The organism is Gordonia zhaorongruii (assembly GCF_007559005.1).
GTDB classification, from domain to species: Bacteria; Actinomycetota; Actinomycetes; order Mycobacteriales; family Mycobacteriaceae; genus Gordonia; species Gordonia zhaorongruii.
Map to the genome: position 1 here is coordinate 913,799 of NZ_CP041763.1, position 16,802 is coordinate 930,600.

16 protein-coding genes are annotated in these 16,802 nt (G+C 66.5%); 7 read left to right on the top strand and 9 right to left on the bottom strand.

Going from position 1 to position 16,802, the window contains the following annotated elements; all coding sequences use genetic code 11:
• Positions 1 to 18: 18 nt before the first annotated feature.
• The 3 genes from FO044_RS04145 (at position 19) to FO044_RS04155 (ending at position 3,692) form a co-directional block, all read left to right on the top strand.
• The gene (locus FO044_RS04145; protein WP_132993975.1) at positions 19 to 1,182 is read left to right on the top strand and encodes a GuaB3 family IMP dehydrogenase-related protein; all 1,164 of its coding nucleotides are present in this window, start codon (positions 19 to 21) and stop codon (positions 1,180 to 1,182) included.
• Between the two features lie 50 nt (positions 1,183 to 1,232).
• A complete protein-coding gene (locus tag FO044_RS04150) occupies positions 1,233 to 2,963 on the top strand; it encodes a GMC family oxidoreductase (RefSeq protein WP_132993974.1) in 1,731 nt (576 codons plus the stop codon).
• Positions 2,964 to 3,356: 393 nt separating this feature from the next.
• A complete protein-coding gene (locus FO044_RS04155; protein ID WP_132993973.1) occupies positions 3,357 to 3,692 on the top strand; it encodes a DUF1801 domain-containing protein in 336 nt (111 codons plus the stop codon).
• A gap of 7 nt (positions 3,693 to 3,699) precedes the next feature.
• On the opposite strand, the gene epsC is transcribed toward FO044_RS04155, so the two are convergent.
• The 5 genes from epsC to FO044_RS04180 all read right to left on the bottom strand — a co-directional run bounded on the left by epsC (position 3,700) and on the right by FO044_RS04180 (position 7,935).
• Positions 3,700 to 4,278: a serine O-acetyltransferase EpsC gene (gene epsC / locus FO044_RS04160; RefSeq protein ID WP_132993972.1), complete on the bottom strand. Its 579-nt coding sequence runs from the start codon at positions 4,276 to 4,278 to the stop codon at positions 3,700 to 3,702.
• Positions 4,278 to 5,216 (bottom strand): cysteine synthase A, encoded by a 939-nt coding sequence (cysK, locus tag FO044_RS04165; RefSeq protein WP_132993971.1) that lies wholly within the window; start codon positions 5,214 to 5,216, stop codon positions 4,278 to 4,280. The genes epsC and cysK overlap by 1 nt, the downstream gene beginning before the upstream one ends.
• A gap of 620 nt (positions 5,217 to 5,836) precedes the next feature.
• A complete protein-coding gene (locus tag FO044_RS04170; protein WP_132993970.1) occupies positions 5,837 to 6,433 on the bottom strand; it encodes an energy-coupling factor transporter transmembrane component T family protein in 597 nt (198 codons plus the stop codon).
• Positions 6,434 to 6,644: 211 nt separating this feature from the next.
• Positions 6,645 to 7,331 (bottom strand): energy-coupling factor ABC transporter ATP-binding protein, encoded by a 687-nt coding sequence (locus tag FO044_RS04175; protein WP_132993969.1) that lies wholly within the window; start codon positions 7,329 to 7,331, stop codon positions 6,645 to 6,647.
• On the bottom strand, positions 7,324 to 7,935 hold the full coding sequence (locus FO044_RS04180) for a biotin transporter BioY (protein ID WP_235831523.1): 612 nt from the start codon (positions 7,933 to 7,935) through the stop codon (positions 7,324 to 7,326). Before FO044_RS04180 ends, FO044_RS04175 begins: the two co-directional genes overlap by 8 nt.
• A gap of 146 nt (positions 7,936 to 8,081) precedes the next feature.
• On the opposite strand from FO044_RS04180, the gene FO044_RS04185 reads away from it, so the two are divergent.
• Positions 8,082 to 8,573, top strand: coding sequence for a peptide-methionine (S)-S-oxide reductase (locus tag FO044_RS04185; protein WP_132993967.1), 492 nt, complete (start codon positions 8,082 to 8,084; stop codon positions 8,571 to 8,573).
• Between the two features lie 190 nt (positions 8,574 to 8,763).
• Here FO044_RS04185 and FO044_RS04190 read toward each other — a convergent pair whose 3' ends face one another.
• Positions 8,764 to 10,635 (bottom strand): DUF2075 domain-containing protein, encoded by a 1,872-nt coding sequence (locus FO044_RS04190; protein WP_328591145.1) that lies wholly within the window; start codon positions 10,633 to 10,635, stop codon positions 8,764 to 8,766.
• 315 nt (positions 10,636 to 10,950) lie between these two features.
• On the opposite strand from FO044_RS04190, the gene guaA reads away from it, so the two are divergent.
• Complete coding sequence (gene guaA, locus FO044_RS04195; protein WP_132993966.1) at positions 10,951 to 12,531, top strand: glutamine-hydrolyzing GMP synthase; 1,581 nt, start codon at positions 10,951 to 10,953, stop codon at positions 12,529 to 12,531.
• 75 nt (positions 12,532 to 12,606) lie between these two features.
• Here the strand turns inward: guaA and FO044_RS04200 are convergent, their stop codons facing one another.
• From FO044_RS04200 to FO044_RS04210, 3 genes are all read right to left on the bottom strand, one after another.
• Entirely contained in the window at positions 12,607 to 12,999 is a 393-nt protein-coding gene (locus FO044_RS04200; RefSeq protein WP_132993965.1) for a hypothetical protein, read from the bottom strand.
• A gap of 198 nt (positions 13,000 to 13,197) precedes the next feature.
• Positions 13,198 to 13,419, bottom strand: a complete 222-nt coding sequence (locus FO044_RS04205) for a hypothetical protein (RefSeq protein ID WP_132993964.1) — start codon at positions 13,417 to 13,419, stop codon at positions 13,198 to 13,200.
• Positions 13,416 to 14,753: a PspC domain-containing protein gene (locus FO044_RS04210; protein WP_132993963.1), complete on the bottom strand. Its 1,338-nt coding sequence runs from the start codon at positions 14,751 to 14,753 to the stop codon at positions 13,416 to 13,418. Before FO044_RS04210 ends, FO044_RS04205 begins: the two co-directional genes overlap by 4 nt.
• A 100-nt stretch (positions 14,754 to 14,853) precedes the next feature.
• On the opposite strand from FO044_RS04210, the gene FO044_RS04215 reads away from it, so the two are divergent.
• The gene (locus FO044_RS04215) at positions 14,854 to 16,131 is read left to right on the top strand and encodes a sensor histidine kinase (protein ID WP_132993962.1); all 1,278 of its coding nucleotides are present in this window, start codon (positions 14,854 to 14,856) and stop codon (positions 16,129 to 16,131) included.
• Positions 16,128 to 16,793: a LuxR C-terminal-related transcriptional regulator gene (locus FO044_RS04220; RefSeq protein ID WP_132993961.1), complete on the top strand. Its 666-nt coding sequence runs from the start codon at positions 16,128 to 16,130 to the stop codon at positions 16,791 to 16,793. Before FO044_RS04215 ends, FO044_RS04220 begins: the two co-directional genes overlap by 4 nt.
• Positions 16,794 to 16,802 lie beyond the last annotated feature (9 nt).

Genomic DNA, 16,802 nt, shown 5'->3' on the forward strand with positions numbered 1-16,802 from the left:
CCGAAGAAAGGCGCTACGTTGCGTGATCTCGTCGAGTTCGGCATGGGCCGAACCGCCCGCCGGACATACGAACTGGAAGACGTCTCGATCGTCCCGTCCCGTCGCACCCGCTCGTCGAAGAACGTGTCGACGGCCTGGCAGATCGATGCCTACCGGTTCGATTCGCCGATCCTGAACCACCCGACGGATGCCCTCGGTTCGCCGGAGGCGGCCATCGAGATGGGCAAGCTCGGCGCACTCGGCGTGATCAACGGCGAGGGCCTGTGGGCGCGTCACGAGAACGTCGAGGACAAGATCGGCGAACTCGTCGACATCGCCACCAACGATCCGGACCCGTCTTCGGCCGTGCGTCATCTGCAGAAGCTGCATGCGGCGCCGATCAACCCGGACCTGCTCGCGAAGGCGGTGCGCCAGGTGCGCGACGCCGGCGTCACCACCGCGGTGCGCGTCAGCCCGCAGCACGCGCCCGAACTCACGCCCGGCATCATCGCAGCGGGCGCTGAACTGCTCGTGGTGCACGGCACGATCATCTCGGCCGAGCACGTGGTCCTCGTCGACCGCGGTGATGAGGAACTGGTCGCCGAGCCGCTCAACCTGAAGACGTTCATCTCCGATCTCGACATCCCGGTGATCGCGGGCGGGGTTCACGACCACCGCACGGCGCTGCACCTGATGCGCACCGGGGCAGCCGGCGTCATCGTCGGCTACGGCTCGGCCGAGGGCGCGACCACGACCGGCGAGGTGCTCGGCATCGGTGTGCCGATGGCGACCGCGATCGCCGACGCTGCGGCGGCCCGACGTGACTACCTGGACGAGAGCGGCGGCCGGTACGTGCACGTGATCGCCGACGGCGACATCCACGCCTCGGGCGATCTGGCCAAGGCGATCGCCTGCGGCGCCGACGCCGCGGTGCTCGGCACTGCGCTCGCTGCGTCCGCCAGTGCTCCCGGTCGTGGCTGGTACTGGCCGTCGGCCGCCGCCCACCCGGAGATGCCGCGCGGCGCTCTGCTGCAGGTGGCCGAGGAAGCGGATCGGGTGGCACTCGACGTCATCCTCAACGGTCCGTCGGACGATCCGGACGGTCTGCTGAACATGGTCGGCGGCCTGCGCCGATCGATGGCCAAGGCCGGCTACTCCGACCTCAAGGAGTTCCAGAAGGTGGGACTCTCCATTCGGGCGTAAGGCTGCACTTACTACCGCTGGTAAGACAATGTTCATTAGTGTGTTCCGGTATGGAGCAGACTGATTTCGACGTCCTCATCGTCGGCTCGGGTTTCGGGGGCAGCGTGAGCGCCCTCCGCCTGGTCGAGAAGGGCTACCGCGTCGGCGTGATCGAAGCCGGCCGCCGGTTCGAGGACGAGCAGTTCGCGAAGACGAGCTGGCGTCTGCACAAATGGGTGTGGGCGCCGAAGCTCGGGATGTACGGCATCCAGCGGATCCATCTACTCAAGGACGTCATGGTGATGGCCGGAGCGGGAGTGGGCGGCGGTTCGCTGAACTACGCCAACACGCTCTACAAGCCGCCGACCCCGTTCTTCACCGATTCCACGTGGAGTCACATCACCGACTGGGAAGACGAGCTGACGCCGCACTACGAGCAGGCGCGACGCATGCTCGGCGTCGTCACGAACCCGACCTTCACCAACTCCGACCGCATCGTCAAAGAGGTGGCCGAGGAGATGGGCGTGGGGGACACCTTCGTCTCCACACCGGTCGGGGTGTACTTCGGTGCGAAGACCGGTGGCGAGGGCACCCCGGGGGAGACGGTGCCCGATCCGTACTTCGGCGGTGCCGGACCCGAGCGGACCGCCTGCACCGAATGCGGTGCGTGCATGACGGGCTGCAGGGTCGGCGCCAAGAACACGCTGATGAAGAACTACCTCGGGCTCGCCGAGCGCAACGGCGCCCAGATCATCGACCGCACCACCGTCGACGGGCTGACCGAGAACTCCGACGGCACCTGGACGGTCAGTACGCACGGGTCGTCGTCGTGGGGTCCGCTCGGTGCTCGCAAGCGCACGTACACGGCCGGTCAGGTGATCATGGCCGCGGGAACCTTCAACACCCAGCGGATCATGCACAAGGCCAAGTGGTCCACGCTTCCGAAGCTGTCGGAGAAGCTCGGCGTCCTCACCCGGACCAACTCGGAGTCGATCCTGGGTGCGATGGCCGGCAAGTACGATCCGTCGTCCGACTACTCGGAGGGCATCGCGATCACGTCGTCGTTCCACCCGGAGTCGAACACGCACGTCGAACCGGTCCGTTACGGCAAGGGCAGCAACGCGATCGCGTACCTGCAGACGCTTCTCACCGACGGCGGGAGTCGTACCAACAGGTTCGGTCAGTTCCTGCGCGATGTGATCCGGAACCCGCTGCTCCTGGTCCGCCTCCTCTACGTCCGTCAGTGGAGTCAGCGGACCGTCATCGCGCTCGTCATGCAGAACAGCGACAGCTCGCTCACGACCTTCGTGAAGAAGTGGGGCCCGTTCAAGTACGTGACCAGCAAGCAGGGGCACGGCGAACCCAACCCGACGTGGATCCCGAAGGGGAACGAGGCCACCCGGCGGATGGCGGCCAAGCTTCCGAACGGGATTGCGGGCGGAACGTGGGGCGATGTGGTCAACATGCCGCTGACCGCGCACTACCTCGGCGGCTGCGTCATCTCCGACGGTCCAGAGGGTGGCGTCATCGACCCGTATCACCGCGTGTGGAACTACCCGACGCTGCACGTCACAGACGGTGCGGCGATCACCGCGAACCTGGGCGTGAACCCGTCGCTGTCGATCTGCGCGCAGGCCGAGCGCGCGATCTCCCTGTGGCCCAACAAGGGTCAGGACGATTCCCGGCCGGTGCAGGGCGACGGCTATCAGCGGCTCACGCCGGTCGCGCCGCAGGCCCCGGTCGTTCCGGAGGGCGCCTTCGGCGCTCTCCGCCTGCCGATCACGCCGGTCAACAAGCCCTGATCAGCCGCTTTCGCCCGCCCCCTCGCTGATGGTCGAGTCTCCCTCCCTCGCTGGTTGAGCGAGCGCAGCGAGTCGAAACCATCCGCACGTAGGTACGTGGCCCGCCCCCTCGCTGATGGTCGAGGCCCCCTCGCTGGTTGAGCGATCGAAGCGAGTCGAAACCCACTCTCGCTTCGATCGGTGATTTCGACTCGGTCGCCACTCCGCTTCGCTGCGTGCCGCCGGCTCAATCATCGAGTGGCCTAGCCACCGCGTTTAAGTGGTACCGCTCAGAGGAGGGAAGCCGCTATAGCCGGTCGCCGGTCCGGAGCGGTACCACTGAGACGACGCGAGCGGCGGAATCCGCTCCATTCGGACCGCGAATTGCCGGTTCGCGCGGCTATCGTCAGAGGAATGAGCGAAGAATGGCGCGCGGCGCGCGTCGCGCACATCAGAGAGCTGATCACGACGGCCGAGATCGTCGAAGAGATCAAATGGCGCAAGCCATCGAATCCCGACGGCGTGCCGACCTTCTCGCTCGACGGCCTGGTGTGCACGCTCGAGACCTACAAGGACAAGGTGAAGGTCACATTCGCCAAAGGAGCTGCGCTGCCCGATCCGGCGAAAGTGTTCAACGCGCGTCTCACCGCCGGGACCCGCCGCGCCGTGGACGTCAGGAAATCGGACGTCCTCGACGATGATGCGTTCAGGGATCTGATCCGCGCCGCGGTTGCCGTGAATCGCGAGTGAAGGTGCGTCAGATGTACAGTGCCGGATCCGCATACGGATCCGTCGTCGATGCCCCGGGCTTCGACGTCGCAGCCAGCCCGACCGCGACGTGCCCAGCAGGCACGTCCTGAACCACAACCGCGTTCGCACCGACTTTGGCGTCGTCGCCGAGCTGAATCGGCCCGAGCACCTTGGCGCCCGCCCCGATGAGGACGCGGTCGCCGACGGTCGGGTGGCGCTTGCCCTTGCTCATGCTGACTCCGCCGAGGGTGGAGCCGTGGAACATGACGACGTCCTCGCCGATCACGGTGGTCTCGCCGATCACGACGCCCATCCCGTGGTCGATGAACATGCGTCGGCCGATGGTCGCGCCGGGGTGGATCTCGATGCCCGTCATGAACCGCGCGAACTGCGACAGCAACCGGGCAGGCAGTCGGGAGACGCCGCCGGACGTCCACATGCGGTGCGACACCCGGTGGAACCAGAGTGCATGGACACCGGGGTAGGCGAGCGCGATCTCGAGTGTGGACCGCGCCGCAGGATCCCGTTCCTGAGCGACCTGCAGGTCTTCACGCAGTTCGCTCAGGAGTCGGGACGGGGCGGACATCAGTCGACCAGGCCCTCGAACAGGGGAGTCGACAGGTAGCGCTCGCCGAAGTCGGGGAGCACGACGACGATGGTCTTGCCCGCGAACTCGGGTCGCTTAGCCACCTGGACGGCTGCCGACAGTGCGGCACCGGACGAGATGCCGACGAGGAGGCCTTCCTCGGTGGCGGCGCGGCGCGACCACTTGAGCGACTCGTCGATGTTGATGTCGATGACCTCGTCGTAGGCGTCACGGTCGAGGACGTCGGGGACGAAGTTGGCGCCGAGGCCCTGAATCTTGTGCGGGCCGGGCTTGCCGCCGTTGAGGATGGCCGACTCCTCGGGCTCGACAGCGAAGATCTTCACGTCGGGCTTGCGTTCCTTGAGGACCTGACCGATGCCGGTGATGGTGCCACCGGTGCCGATGCCGGCGACGACGGCGTCGACGTTGCCGTCGGTGTCGGTCCAGATCTCCTCGGCGGTGGTCTTGCGGTGGATCTCGGCGTTGGCCGGGTTCGCGAACTGGCGAGCCAGGACGGCACCGGGTCGCTCGGCAGCGACCTCCTCGGCGGCCTTCACTGCGCCGGCCATGCCGTCGGCGGGAGCGGTCAGAATGAGCTCGGCGCCGAACGCGCGCAGGAGTGCACGACGCTCCTTCGACATCGACTCGGGCATCGTCAAGACGACCTTGTAGCCGCGGGCCGCGCCGACCATAGCGAGTGCGATTCCGGTGTTGCCGCTCGTCGCCTCGACGATGGTGCCGCCTGCGGGCAGGTCACCGGAGGCCTCGGCCGCGTCGACGATCGCGACACCGATGCGGTCCTTCACGGAGTTGGTGGGATTGTAGAACTCGAGCTTTGCCAGAACAGTGGCTTCGGCTCCGTCGGTGATTCGGTTGAGGCGGACCAGCGGAGTCCGGCCCATCAGTGCGGTGGCGTCGTCGAAAATCTTGGGGGACATGGCAACTCCTAAGTTGCTGAGGATCTGGTGAAGGGTCTCGCGGGAGGAGAGTGGGGCTCGTGAGCGCCGGGCGTGACGCGTCGAAAATGTCGACGGGGCACTGCTGATGGCCGGGCGCTCTACCGACAGTGGTCGGTGAGCAGGTGAACCGTGTGCGCGAACAGAGCGAGCGACAGGCGACTGCTGTGGTCCACCGTGTCCTCCTCGTGTCGTCGGTCCGTCGGCTGATGAGACAGCCAGTTCTCAGTCTAATCCGGAGCGCCGACGCGGCGCTCCCTAGCTCGCTCAACGAGCGAATCGGCCGACCTATTCCCGCCCTCCCAGCGCACCCCTCCCTCGATGGTTGAGCAAGCGCTGCGCGTCGAAGCCCCCGTTCGCCCGAGCGTCGACCCTGCCTCGATGGTTGAGCAAGCGCAGCGCGTCGAAGCCCCCGTTCGCCCGAGCGTCGACCCTGCCTCGATGGTTGAGCAAGCGCAGCGCGTCGAAACCCCCGCTCGTCCGAGCGCAACCCTGCCTCGATGGTTGAGCAAGCGCAGCGAGTTGAAACCCCCGTTCGCCTGTAGCGCAACCCTCCCTCGATGGTTGAGCAAGCGAAGCGCGTCGAAACCCCGCCGAACCGCTCAGTCCAACCCTCTCGCCGCCAATGTCTCCGCGAATCCATCCGCAGTCTCCAACGTCGCCAAGATGGCCGGCGCGAACAGCACGCGCGGCCCAGGCCGAAGCCCCCTCGCGCGCCTGGCCTCATCGACCTGGTTGAACACTTCGGCGATCAGCGGAATGCTCCGGATGGTCAGCGCGAACGTCATGGCGATGAGGTCGGTGCGAACGCCGAACCTGGCGAGCGGTGACAGTGCCGCGTTCAGCGCGGACAGCATGTCGGAGGTCCGCGTGGTCAGCGTGACGACGGCAGCGAGGCAGACTGACGCGAGCAGGATGGAGCAGACGACGACGGCCTTGCGCCAGTCGGACAGGATCCACTGCAGGACGAATAGTGCGATCAGTATCCAGACGACGCCGCGGATCTGCGCCCACACGAGTTTGACCGGCACCCACGCGACCGCGAATGCGGCGACGGTCGAACCGACCGCTATCCCGGCCGCCATCGGTGTCCGCACGACGAACGTCATCGTGATGATCGACGCCGCGAGTAATACGAACTTGAGTCCGGCAGGTAGTCGGTGAAGTAGCGACCTCCCCGGTACGTAGACGCCGATCACGAGAGATCCCGATGCCGTCTGCGCTCACTACCTCGCTGGTTGAGTAATCGAAGCGGGTCGTCCCCTCGATGGTTGAGTAAGCGGGGGAGCGAAGCGGAGGAGCGCATCGAAACCCCCGACCCCTCTCGATGGTTGAGTAAGCGAGAGAGCGAAGCGAACGAGGGCATCGAAACCAAAGCCGCCGTAATCAACCAGGCCACCCCCACGCCCCTCACGCCATCGCCCGCCGGTAGTAGTCGAGCGCAGCCCCGGGCTCATCGTCGGCGACGATCCGCCCCTCGTCGATCACGAGCACGCGATCGAACTCGGACAGGAAGTCCAGATCGTGCGACAGCACAACGAGCTGCTCGCTCAACTCGGCGAAAGTCTCACGCAGCATCAGGGAGTTCCGCAGATCGAGCATCGTCGTCGGTTCGTCGGCCACCAGGATGGACGGTCCGAGCACCATCACCGATGCCAGCGCGAGTAACTGCTTCTGCCCGCCAGACAGCTGGTGCGCGGGCTGGTCGGCGTGGCCGTCGAGCCCGAACTCCGACAGCACCGACAACGCACGGGTCTTCCGCTCGGACTTGTCCTTGATGGTCCGAGACAGTGACAGTTCGATGTCTTCGGCGACGGTCGGCATGATGATCTGCCGGTCGGGGTCACTGAAGATGAAGCCGACGTCGCGCCGTACGGCGCGCTTGTTCTTCCGGACGTCGAGCCCGTTGACCGTGACGGTCCCGCGGTCGGGGCGGATCAGCCCGTTGATCATGCGGGCCAGCGTCGACTTTCCCGATCCGTTGGCTCCGACGATCCCGATGCGCCGCTGTGTCAGCTCCAGGGTGATGTCGTGGAGAACGGGTCGGTCGCCGAAGCTGTGGGAGACGTCGTCGAAGACGATCGACGTTTCACGCATGTCTGCGGCGACCCAAGGGAGTGATGAGTCCGGGGCGTCCTCGGTGGACGGGAGCCGCGATGAGTGCGGCCACGACGGCCTTGATGAGGTCGCCGACGACGAACGGACCGTTGGTGGCGAGCGCTGTGCCCAGTCCCATGTCGGCCTTGATCATGAGACCGATGGTGCCGCACGCGTAGAGCACGGCCATTCCGCCGATCAGGTTGATGACGATGCCGAGCACGACGCGGTACTTCGGCATCATCATCGCGGTGAGCACGCCGATCACGATGACCGCGGGCAGAAAGCCGACGAAGAATCCAGCGGTCGGCGCGCTCAGCGACACGAGACCCGTGCGCCCGCCCGACAGGATTGGCAGGCCGACGATCGCCAGCACCATGAAGATCACGACCGCGAGCGTGCCCTTCTTCGGCCCGAGGATCGCACCCGCCAGCATGATGCCCAAGCTCTGCAGCGTGATGGGGACGCCCGCGGACAGATTGATGGCGGGAGTCAGTCCGAGGACGGCGATGAGCGCCGCGAACACGGCCGCCTGAACGAGGTCGGCGAGCGAGAGTGCCCACGGGCGGGCAGCGGGGGTGGCGCCGTTGGCGAGGTTGGTCACCTGGTCATCGTATTTCGTCGGGGTGCGGACCTGTCTATCGGCCATGTACAACGTACAGGGATGTCTGAATCGGCGGTTGGCTCCGAAAACTGGCTCGGTTGTACCGAGCCCACTCGTGTAGTGCGCCTGCTCGATACCATCGGCGCATGGGCGGCGACGAAGGCAGCGAGGAGATCTACTTCGCCGGCGGCTGTCTGTGGGGCGTCCAGGCGTTCATCGCGACGCTGCCGGGCGTGACCTTCACCGAGGCGGGGCGAGCCAACGGCGCCAGCCAGTCCATCGACGGCGATTACGACGGGTACGCCGAGTGCGTGCGCACGCGGTTCGATCCAGCTGTGGTGAGCGTCGAGCAGTTGATGGCGTACTTCTTCGAGATCATCGACCCGTGCAGTGTGAACAGGCAGGGGCCGGACGTCGGTCGGAAATATCGCACCGGCGTGTACTCCGACAGTCCGTCTCACCTCGACCATGCGCGAGCGTTCATCACTGCGCGCGATGACGCCGACCGGATCGCGGTGGAGGTGCTTCAGCTCGCTAACTATGTGCGAAGTGCTGAGGAGCATCAAGATCGGCTTGCGCGTTTTCCCGACGACTTTTGCCACCTCCCCGTGGAACTCCTGACCAAGTACGGCGACTGAGCCAGGGCGCGGCGCCCACGCCCTAGTGAGCGGCTAGATTCCGTACTCAAGGTGCATCGCGTCGATAGTGAAGATCCAGGCGGCCATGCGCCCAGCATGTCCAGGTTCGCTCCGAGTGGAGGCATGTCCTGGGCGGAAGCCTGTCGGGCCGTGCTCGTTTGTCGGTGTTCTATTCAGTTGTGGCCGGGTGTCAGGTAGTGCTGTTCACCAGCCGATGCAACGCATCCCGCGTCTCTTCGTCCGTTGAGTACAAGACGGTCCCGACCATGCCGCGCGTGAGCAGCACTTTGTAGACATGGCGGACGAGTCGGGTGAAGCGAAGATCGGAGACCTTCGTTGAACTTCTGAAGTCGGGGTCACGGTTGGCACTTCGATCGATGACGAACCTGCCGTCCCGCCATAGGAGGTCGGGGCCGAGTATCACGCCGTTCCAGTCGTACTCGAAGCCTTGAGCGGTATAGATGCATCCCACCTGCCCGAAGCCGCCGTCCTGCGTCGCCCACAGTGCGGACGGCGGAGCGTCGCCGATACGTCGGTCGCCTTTGGCGTTCCAGGGGCGAGCCCAGTCGCCGATCTCGACGTCGGGGACGAGTTCGCCGTCTCGCGGGTCGGACCACGGCCAGCAGAAACCGGCTGTCATCCGCGCCGAGTAGCCGTCGTCCATCTTTTCCAGGAGCCGTCGCTCAAGGTCCCAGGGAGTGTCTGCGACTTCGACGGTGAACTCGGGGACGGGTTTCCACGCGGTCGGTTCCTTTTCCGACAGGCCGAGAAGTCGCTGGACCCACTCGAGGTACTCGGCGCTGCCACCGCAACGGAACTGCGCGTCGAGTGGAATATGCACGGTCTCGAGACCGAGCGACTTCGCATACGACGTGATCTGCTCGAGTGAACCCATCTCGCCGGGGCGAACCACTTGGTGCTCGTCCAGTAGGAACACGGGGACGCGGGCCGCCGAGATCAGTTCGTCGACCTGTGGTCGATCTGTACGCAGCGCCGCCTTGGTGTATCGGTCGACCGACGTCTCGCGGACGCGGTGGGCCTCGTCCATAATGAGGACGTCGAGGTCGTTCGCATCGGCTGTCATGAACTGGTTGAAGTACTTGAACATCTTTTGCACGCGCGGTGCGCGATACCCCGCGACTTTGCGAAGCGTCTGAGTGAAGGACCGGGAACCGGTCGCGTGAAGTACTGAACGGCCTTGACGTGCCAGCTCTCCCAAGAGTTCGAGAGCGATCACGCTCTTACCGCTTCCCGGACCGCCGGCCACAATGATGACGCGCTTGGAGTTCGACTTCTTCGCCTGGTCGACCTGATGCATCACCAGGTCAACCGCGAGTTGCTGACTACCCAGCAGATGAAACTGGGACCGGTTCTTAACTTCCTCGGCGGCGACCTTGAGTAACTGGCGCGACGGTGCCGCCGCAGAATTGAGGAGTAGGTCCGCCGACGACCTACCTTGCTTGTCGGAGAGTCGCGACCGCAGGAACTCGTGGAACTTGCCGCGGTCGGCGGCGGTGAAGACCCGCCCCATCGTCGTGACGGGTACTGCCTTCAGGTCGTCGACGAGGCTCGGGTCATTGGCATTGTGGAGGTACACGGCCCCCGCGAGCGCGTCCGGTTGGTCCTGCAGTACGCGAGCGAAGTCACCGATGTACTCGCAGTAGCCACGAACTTGCAGGATCGGATTGAGTTTCGGTCCGCCGGGCATACCCGGAACCTCGACCAATTCGGCACTGTCTTCGAACGAGAATGCGGCAGTCCACTGCTTCAGCTCGATCACTACGTACGATGGCTCGCCAGTCCTCGGATGAATCCCCGCCAGTACTACGTCGGCGCGCTTCGAGGTAAGGGGCATGTGGTACTCGACCAACATCTCGACGTTGCCGAGGCCGGCCTCACGGAGGTCACCGGCAAGAGCGGGAAGGCTGCGCCGCCAGGAGTTCTGCTCCGACTCTCCGGCGCGGTGCCCCGTCGTGAACAACATCTGGCTCAGCAACTGCTCCACCAACGAATCCGGCTGACTCATCCGCGGGTCGGCGGCGGTCGTACGAAGCAGCGTCACTCTCAGTCCCCAAGGCAGCACGAAACGATTCGTGCGGGTGGGGACATATCAAGGTGCGCGAGGCGTAGAAGTCCGTCGGGCCGCAGGTGTCAGGTTATCTGATGGCGCGATGAGTATGGTTTGGCGCACGGTGGCCGACGCAGTTCACGGGCAGGTTCGTATTCGTGCGACTGTGCGTGCACCACAGTCGTGCAGAACGGACTGCTTGGAACCGGAGAGGGCTAAACACCCTGTCGCGAACGAACTCCTCGTCGCGAGATCGACGCTGCTCAACCAGCGTCAATACCAGTCCCGCCCGACCGATAGACTGCACCCGTGACGAACTCATCCCCGGAGCACCCGCGTCCTGTCCTCGTCGTCGACTTCGGAGCCCAGTACGCGCAGCTCATCGCTCGGCGCGTGCGCGAGGCTCGCATCTACTCGGAGGTCGTCGCCCATGACGCCACGCTCGAGGAGATCACTGCGAAGAACCCGGCGGCGCTGATCCTGTCGGGCGGCCCGGCGTCGGTGTACGCCGACGGTGCGCCGACCATCGACGAGAAGCTCTTCGACCTCGGAATTCCGGTGTTCGGCATCTGCTACGGATTCCAGAAGATGACTGCGGCGCTCGGTGGCGAGGTCGCCAACACCGGCGGACGCGAGTTCGGGCGCACGACGTTGACCGTGTCGGGAGAGGGCAAGCTTCACCGTGGACTCCCGGATACGCAGCCGGTGTGGATGAGCCACAACGACGCCGTCCAGAGCGCGCCCGAAGGGTTCGACGTGACCGCGTCGACGCCGGGCGCACCGGTCGCTGCATTCGAGTGTGTGGAGCGGCGGATGGCCGGCGTCCAGTACCACCCCGAGGTGATGCATAGCCCGCACGGCCAGGAAGTGCTCACCCGCTTCCTGTACGACGTCGCGGGCCTGAAGCCGACGTGGACCGCGGCCAACATCGCCGAGGCATTGATCACCGATGTGCGCGAGCAGGTCGGCGACGGCCTTGCCCTGTGCGCGCTGTCGGGCGGTGTCGACTCTGCTGTGGCAGGCGCTCTCGTGCAGCGCGCGATCGGCGATCGCCTCACCTGTGTGTTCGTCGATCACGGTCTGCTGCGCGCCGGTGAGCGCGAGCAGGTGCAGAACGACTTCGTCGCCGCCACCGGCGCCCGCCTGGTGACCGTCGACGCCGAGGAGACGTTCCTCGGACACCTTGCTGGTGTGTCTGATCCGGAGGATAAGCGCAAGATCATCGGCCGCGAGTTCATCCGGTCGTTCGAGGACGTCGTGTCCGAGGCACTCGGTGATCGTGCGGCAGAGGGTCGGACGATCGACTATCTCGTCCAGGGAACGCTGTACCCGGACGTCGTCGAATCCGGCGGCGGCAGCGGCACGGCGAACATCAAGAGCCACCACAACGTCGGCGGCCTCCCCGAAGACCTCGAGTTCAAGCTCGTCGAACCTCTCCGACTTCTGTTCAAGGACGAGGTGCGCGCCGTCGGACGTGAACTGGGACTGCCCGAGGAGATGGTCGCCCGCCAGCCGTTCCCGGGACCCGGCCTGGCGATTCGCATCGTCGGTGCAGTCACCAAGGATCGCCTCGATCTGCTGCGCACGGCCGACCTGATCGCGCGTGAGGAGCTCACCGCGGCCGGCCTCGATGGCCAGATCTGGCAGTGCCCGGTGGTGCTGCTCGCGGACGTCCGCAGCGTCGGCGTGCAGGGCGATGGCCGGACCTACGGCCACCCGATCGTGCTGCGCCCGGTGTCGAGCGAAGACGCGATGACCGCCGACTGGACGCGGATCCCGTACGAGGTGCTCGAGACGATCTCCACCCGCATCACCAACGAGGTTCCCGACGTGAACCGCGTCGTGCTCGACGTGACGAGCAAGCCGCCGGGGACCATCGAGTGGGAGTGACCGCTCCCTGAAATGCCCGACACTACGGCCTCCGCTCGATCGAGCGGAGGCCGTAGTGCGTGTGAAGGCTGCGGGCTACGTGCCGCGTTCGCTGATGATCCGGTCGTAATCCCGTTTCCCCGTGATCTTCAGCAGCGGAATGTCGTCGATCTGATCGAACGTGAGGACCGCTTCGGGCCGAGACAGCCGTTCGACGTCGTCCTTCGACGGCTCGGGGACGACGACGGCCGCGTCGAGGAAGTCCCAGCCGGTGATCGAGTCGTGGTGCCAGTGGCGTTCGCCCCCATCGAGTTGATGATCCTGGGCGAGGAACCAGTTGGCGATAAGCCGACGTTGGCCGGGGAGTAGCGTCCAGATCTTCTGACGATCGATCCGGGCGTGCGCCGTCGGTCGCATCACGCCGATCCACTCGAGCTGGTCGTCCTGATTGAAGAACTGCCAGAACCGCCATCTATCTACGTCCACCATGGTCGGAGAGTAGCGAGGGGGTGGGACAGTCGGGTTTCGACGGGGCTCAACCGGCGAGGGGAGAGGGGGCGACCGGCGAGGGTTTCGACGGGGCTCAACCAGCGAGGGGTGGGGATTCGACGGAGCTCAACCGACGAGAGGAGGAGCTCAACCAGCGAGGCGAGGGTTTCGACGGAGCTCAACCGGCGAGAGGATTCCCTACCTCCGCCGAATGCCGCTCACGACCAGTCCGACACCCGCCACCACACCGACGATCAGAATTGCCCAGGGTGCGGCGTGTGCATCGCCCAGGTCGGGGCCGCCGGCGAAGCCCCATCCGGCGACGATGAGGGCGAGAACGCCGAAGACGGCGAGCAACGGGCTGCGGTGTTGTTCGGGACAGGCCGACGAATCGGTTGCGTGTGGTGTCTGGTCGGTCATCGGACTATCTCCACTTCGCCCAGGGTGGTGTGGGCGTCGATGGTCAGGACGGGGGTCTCGGCATCCGGGTTCACCATGCCGTCCGCGCATTTCACTTCGCCGACCGCGGCAGTGCACTCGGTGCGCACGCGGAGGTCGTCGGGCAGGAGGACCTTGATCTCGCCGACGCCCTGACGGACGGTCACCGTGCGGTCGCGGTCGAGGTCACCGACGTCGCGCAGGTCGAGCGTCGAGGAACCGACGGTGAGGTGGTAGTCGTCCTGCAGGTCGGCGGCCGACGGCGGGTGCCACGACCGGTCGCCCACACCGCCGCTGGGCATGATCTGGCCGCTGCCCGTGACGAGTGTGGTGGCGAGCACGGCGGCCGCAGCGAGGCCAGCCAGCGGGAGCAGGCCTGTGCTGACTCCGCCGGTGGGCCGCCGCTGCATCGAGGCGACGATCAGGCCGACGCCGAACGTGGCGAGCACCAGGGAGGCGATCCTGCCGGGCGTGAACCAGTCGACCCCCGCCAGATGCCCGGCGGTGCCGGCCGCGCCCACCATCACGGCGAGACCCGCGACGATCGGAGTCAAGGGGGATCGCGGAACACGCGGCGTCGGCGGCTGCGGGGGAGCGGTCGGCTCGGGTAGGTCCCAGGCGAATCTAGCCGTTCCCAACGGGTCCCAGCTCGGTGGAGTGGGCGGGAGAAGGTCGTCGAGTGAATCGGGTTCGGCAGCGGGGGCGTCGGCCGAGGGAGTCGCGTCTGCCGCCATGCCAACAGTCGTCGCGTCCGCTGCGACGTCGTCGGCGGCGACCGATCCGGCGGGGACCTTCGGGGTGGGCATCAGAATGGTTGACGTCGCGCCTGCCTCGGGCGAATCGTCCGGCGAGCTCGCCGACGTCCCGGCAGGCGGAACGGGAGTCCGCTGATACAGGAGCCACCAGCCGACCGCCATGAGGAGCACTCCCAGGAGACCGCTGCTGCCCCAGGTGTTCTGGCTGCCGATCGTCGACATCGCGATCACGGCGAGAACGATGAGGGCAATCCACTTCGGAGCCGGCGGTCCGCCGCGCCTGCGTCCGGCGTGGCCTCTGCTGTGCCCACCGGCCGCGAGATGCGCCCGATGCTGGTTCGGGTTCACCTTATCGTGCGCGGGCAATGCGACGGCCGCCGCGAGATACAGGAGCACACCGCTGCCGCCGAACACGGTGGCGACGACGAAGGCGACCTTCACCAGCGTCGGATCGATGCGGTAGCGATCGCCGATGCCTTCGCACACGCCGGCGACCGTGCCGCGGTCCCGGCGGCGTACCGGCCGGGTATCCCACATGTCCTGGAAGGTCGAAGCGTTCATGCATCCCATCTTGGCGGCCGGCAGCGCGGAGCGGATCGGGCTAAACCCTGAGATGTTCCCTGATGTGCCGATCGCCTCTCACGTGCCACTATCGAAAGTGATGAAGCGACAGATCGACACCCGCACGACGCCGCGGCTGCACCGACGCAGCGGCGGCAAAGTCGTGGGCGGTGTGTGCGGCGGCATCGCCGACCACGTCGGTGTCGATGTGTTCCGGGTACGCGTGGTGTTCGTGGTTCTGGCCGCCCTCGCCGGGGCGGGCGTGCTCGCATACGCGCTGCTCTGGCTGTTCTGCCCCGGAGGCAACGACACCGAACGAGTGCGGCCCGCGGAGCGCAGGCAGGCGTACGGACTGATCGTGCTCGCCGTGCTGGCGCTGACCGCGAACGGCATGGTCGCCTCGAACGCCCCGGCCCGCGCGCTGCTGGCGGTGCTGCTGGTCCTCGGCGGTGCGACCCTCGTCTGGCGCGAAGCCGATCTCACGGGGATCTCGGCGTCACGGTCCCGGCTGCTCACGTGGCTGCGGTTGATCACCGGAGCAGTCCTCGTCGTCGGCGGGCTGGTCCTGGCGGTCACGTCTCCCGACACCGCCCTCGCCGGTATGAGCCCGATCCTGCTCGCCGTGCTGGCGACGCTCGTCGGCGCTCTGCTGCTGACGGTGCCGTTGTGGATGCGGATGCTGCGGGCCCTCAACGAGGAACGTTCCGCACGGATCCGGAACGACGAGCGCGAGGAGATCGCGTCACACCTGCACGATTCGGTGCTCCAGACCCTCGCCCTGATTCAGAAGCAGGCCGACCGTCCCGACACCGTGGCACGGCTGGCCCGGCGTCAGGAGCGCGAACTCCGCCAATGGCTGTTCGGTGACCGGGCGCAACCGCGGGAGTCGCTCGCCGCAGCGATCAGCGTGGTCGCCGACGAGGTGGAGGACTCCTACGGGGTCGAGGTGGAGACCGTCACGGTCGGCGACGTGACGCCGGAGGAGATGCGTGACGCCGAACGCGTGCGCGCGTGGGCCGCGCTCATCGCGGCGGCCCGGGAAGCGCTCGTCAACGCGGCGAAGCACTCCGGTGCCGAGAAGATCGACGTCTACTGCGAGGTCGCCGAGACCGGAGTCGAGGTGTTCGTCCGTGACCGCGGAAACGGATTCGACGTGGACGCCGTGGACGAGGACCGCCAGGGCATCACCGGCTCCATCCGGGCAAGAATGGAACGGGCCGGTGGCGCGGCCCGCGTCACCTCGACCCCGGGTCGCGGCACCAATGTGACGCTCACCCTGCCGCGCACAGCCATCGCGGAAAGCCCCGCACCCGAACCGGATCCGAAGGCTGCTGCCAAGGACTCCCGGCGGGCACGACGAGATCAGGAGATCGCATGACCGAGACCACGTACCGCCTGTTCCTCGTCGACGACCACGGGGTGTTCCGGTCCGGAGTGCGCACCGAACTCGCCGGTGAGTCCGGGCTGGAGGTCGTCGGTGATGCGGGGACCGTGCCGGAGGCGATCGCCGGCATCATCGAGACCAAACCCGATGTGGTTCTGCTCGACGTGCACATGCCCGGCGGGGGAGGCGTCGCGGTGCTGCGCGGGGTGACCGACGAACTCGGCGACGAGGCTCCGGTGTTCCTCGCCTTATCGGTGTCGGACGCGGCGACCGACGTGATCGCCACGATCCGGGCCGGGGCCCGCGGCTACGTCACCAAGACCATCGACGGGAAGGAACTGGCCGACGCCGTCCGTCGCGTCGCCGAGGGCGACGCCGTGTTCAGTCCGCGCCTGGCCGGGTTCGTCCTCGACTCGTTCACCGGACGGTCGTCGGTTCCCGAACCGCACCTCGACCCCGAACTCGACTCGCTGACCAAGCGCGAACTCGAAGTGCTGCGGCTGCTGGCGCGCGGCTACACCTACCGGGAGATCGCGGAAGAGCTGTTCATCTCGGTGAAGACCGTTGAGACGCATGCATCGAACGTGCTGCGCAAGACGCAGCAGTCCAACCGGAACGCGCTGACGAGGTGGGCGGTGAACCGCCGGATCGGCTGATCTGCGAGA

Coding starts and splice junctions, on each gene's coding strand:
- FO044_RS04150 (WP_132993974.1), top strand. CDS start 1,233: ATGGAGCAGACTGATTTCGACGTCCTCATCGTCGGCTCGGGTTTCGGG.
- FO044_RS04155 (WP_132993973.1), top strand. CDS start 3,357: ATGAGCGAAGAATGGCGCGCGGCGCGCGTCGCGCACATCAGAGAGCTG.
- epsC (WP_132993972.1), bottom strand. CDS start 4,278: ATGTCCGCCCCGTCCCGACTCCTGAGCGAACTGCGTGAAGACCTGCAG.
- cysK (WP_132993971.1), bottom strand. CDS start 5,216: ATGTCCCCCAAGATTTTCGACGACGCCACCGCACTGATGGGCCGGACT.
- FO044_RS04175 (WP_132993969.1), bottom strand. CDS start 7,331: ATGCGTGAAACGTCGATCGTCTTCGACGACGTCTCCCACAGCTTCGGC.
- FO044_RS04185 (WP_132993967.1), top strand. CDS start 8,082: ATGGGCGGCGACGAAGGCAGCGAGGAGATCTACTTCGCCGGCGGCTGT.
- FO044_RS04200 (WP_132993965.1), bottom strand. CDS start 12,999: ATGGTGGACGTAGATAGATGGCGGTTCTGGCAGTTCTTCAATCAGGAC.
- FO044_RS04205 (WP_132993964.1), bottom strand. CDS start 13,419: ATGACCGACCAGACACCACACGCAACCGATTCGTCGGCCTGTCCCGAA.
- FO044_RS04210 (WP_132993963.1), bottom strand. CDS start 14,753: ATGAACGCTTCGACCTTCCAGGACATGTGGGATACCCGGCCGGTACGC.
- FO044_RS04215 (WP_132993962.1), top strand. CDS start 14,854: ATGAAGCGACAGATCGACACCCGCACGACGCCGCGGCTGCACCGACGC.
- FO044_RS04220 (WP_132993961.1), top strand. CDS start 16,128: ATGACCGAGACCACGTACCGCCTGTTCCTCGTCGACGACCACGGGGTG.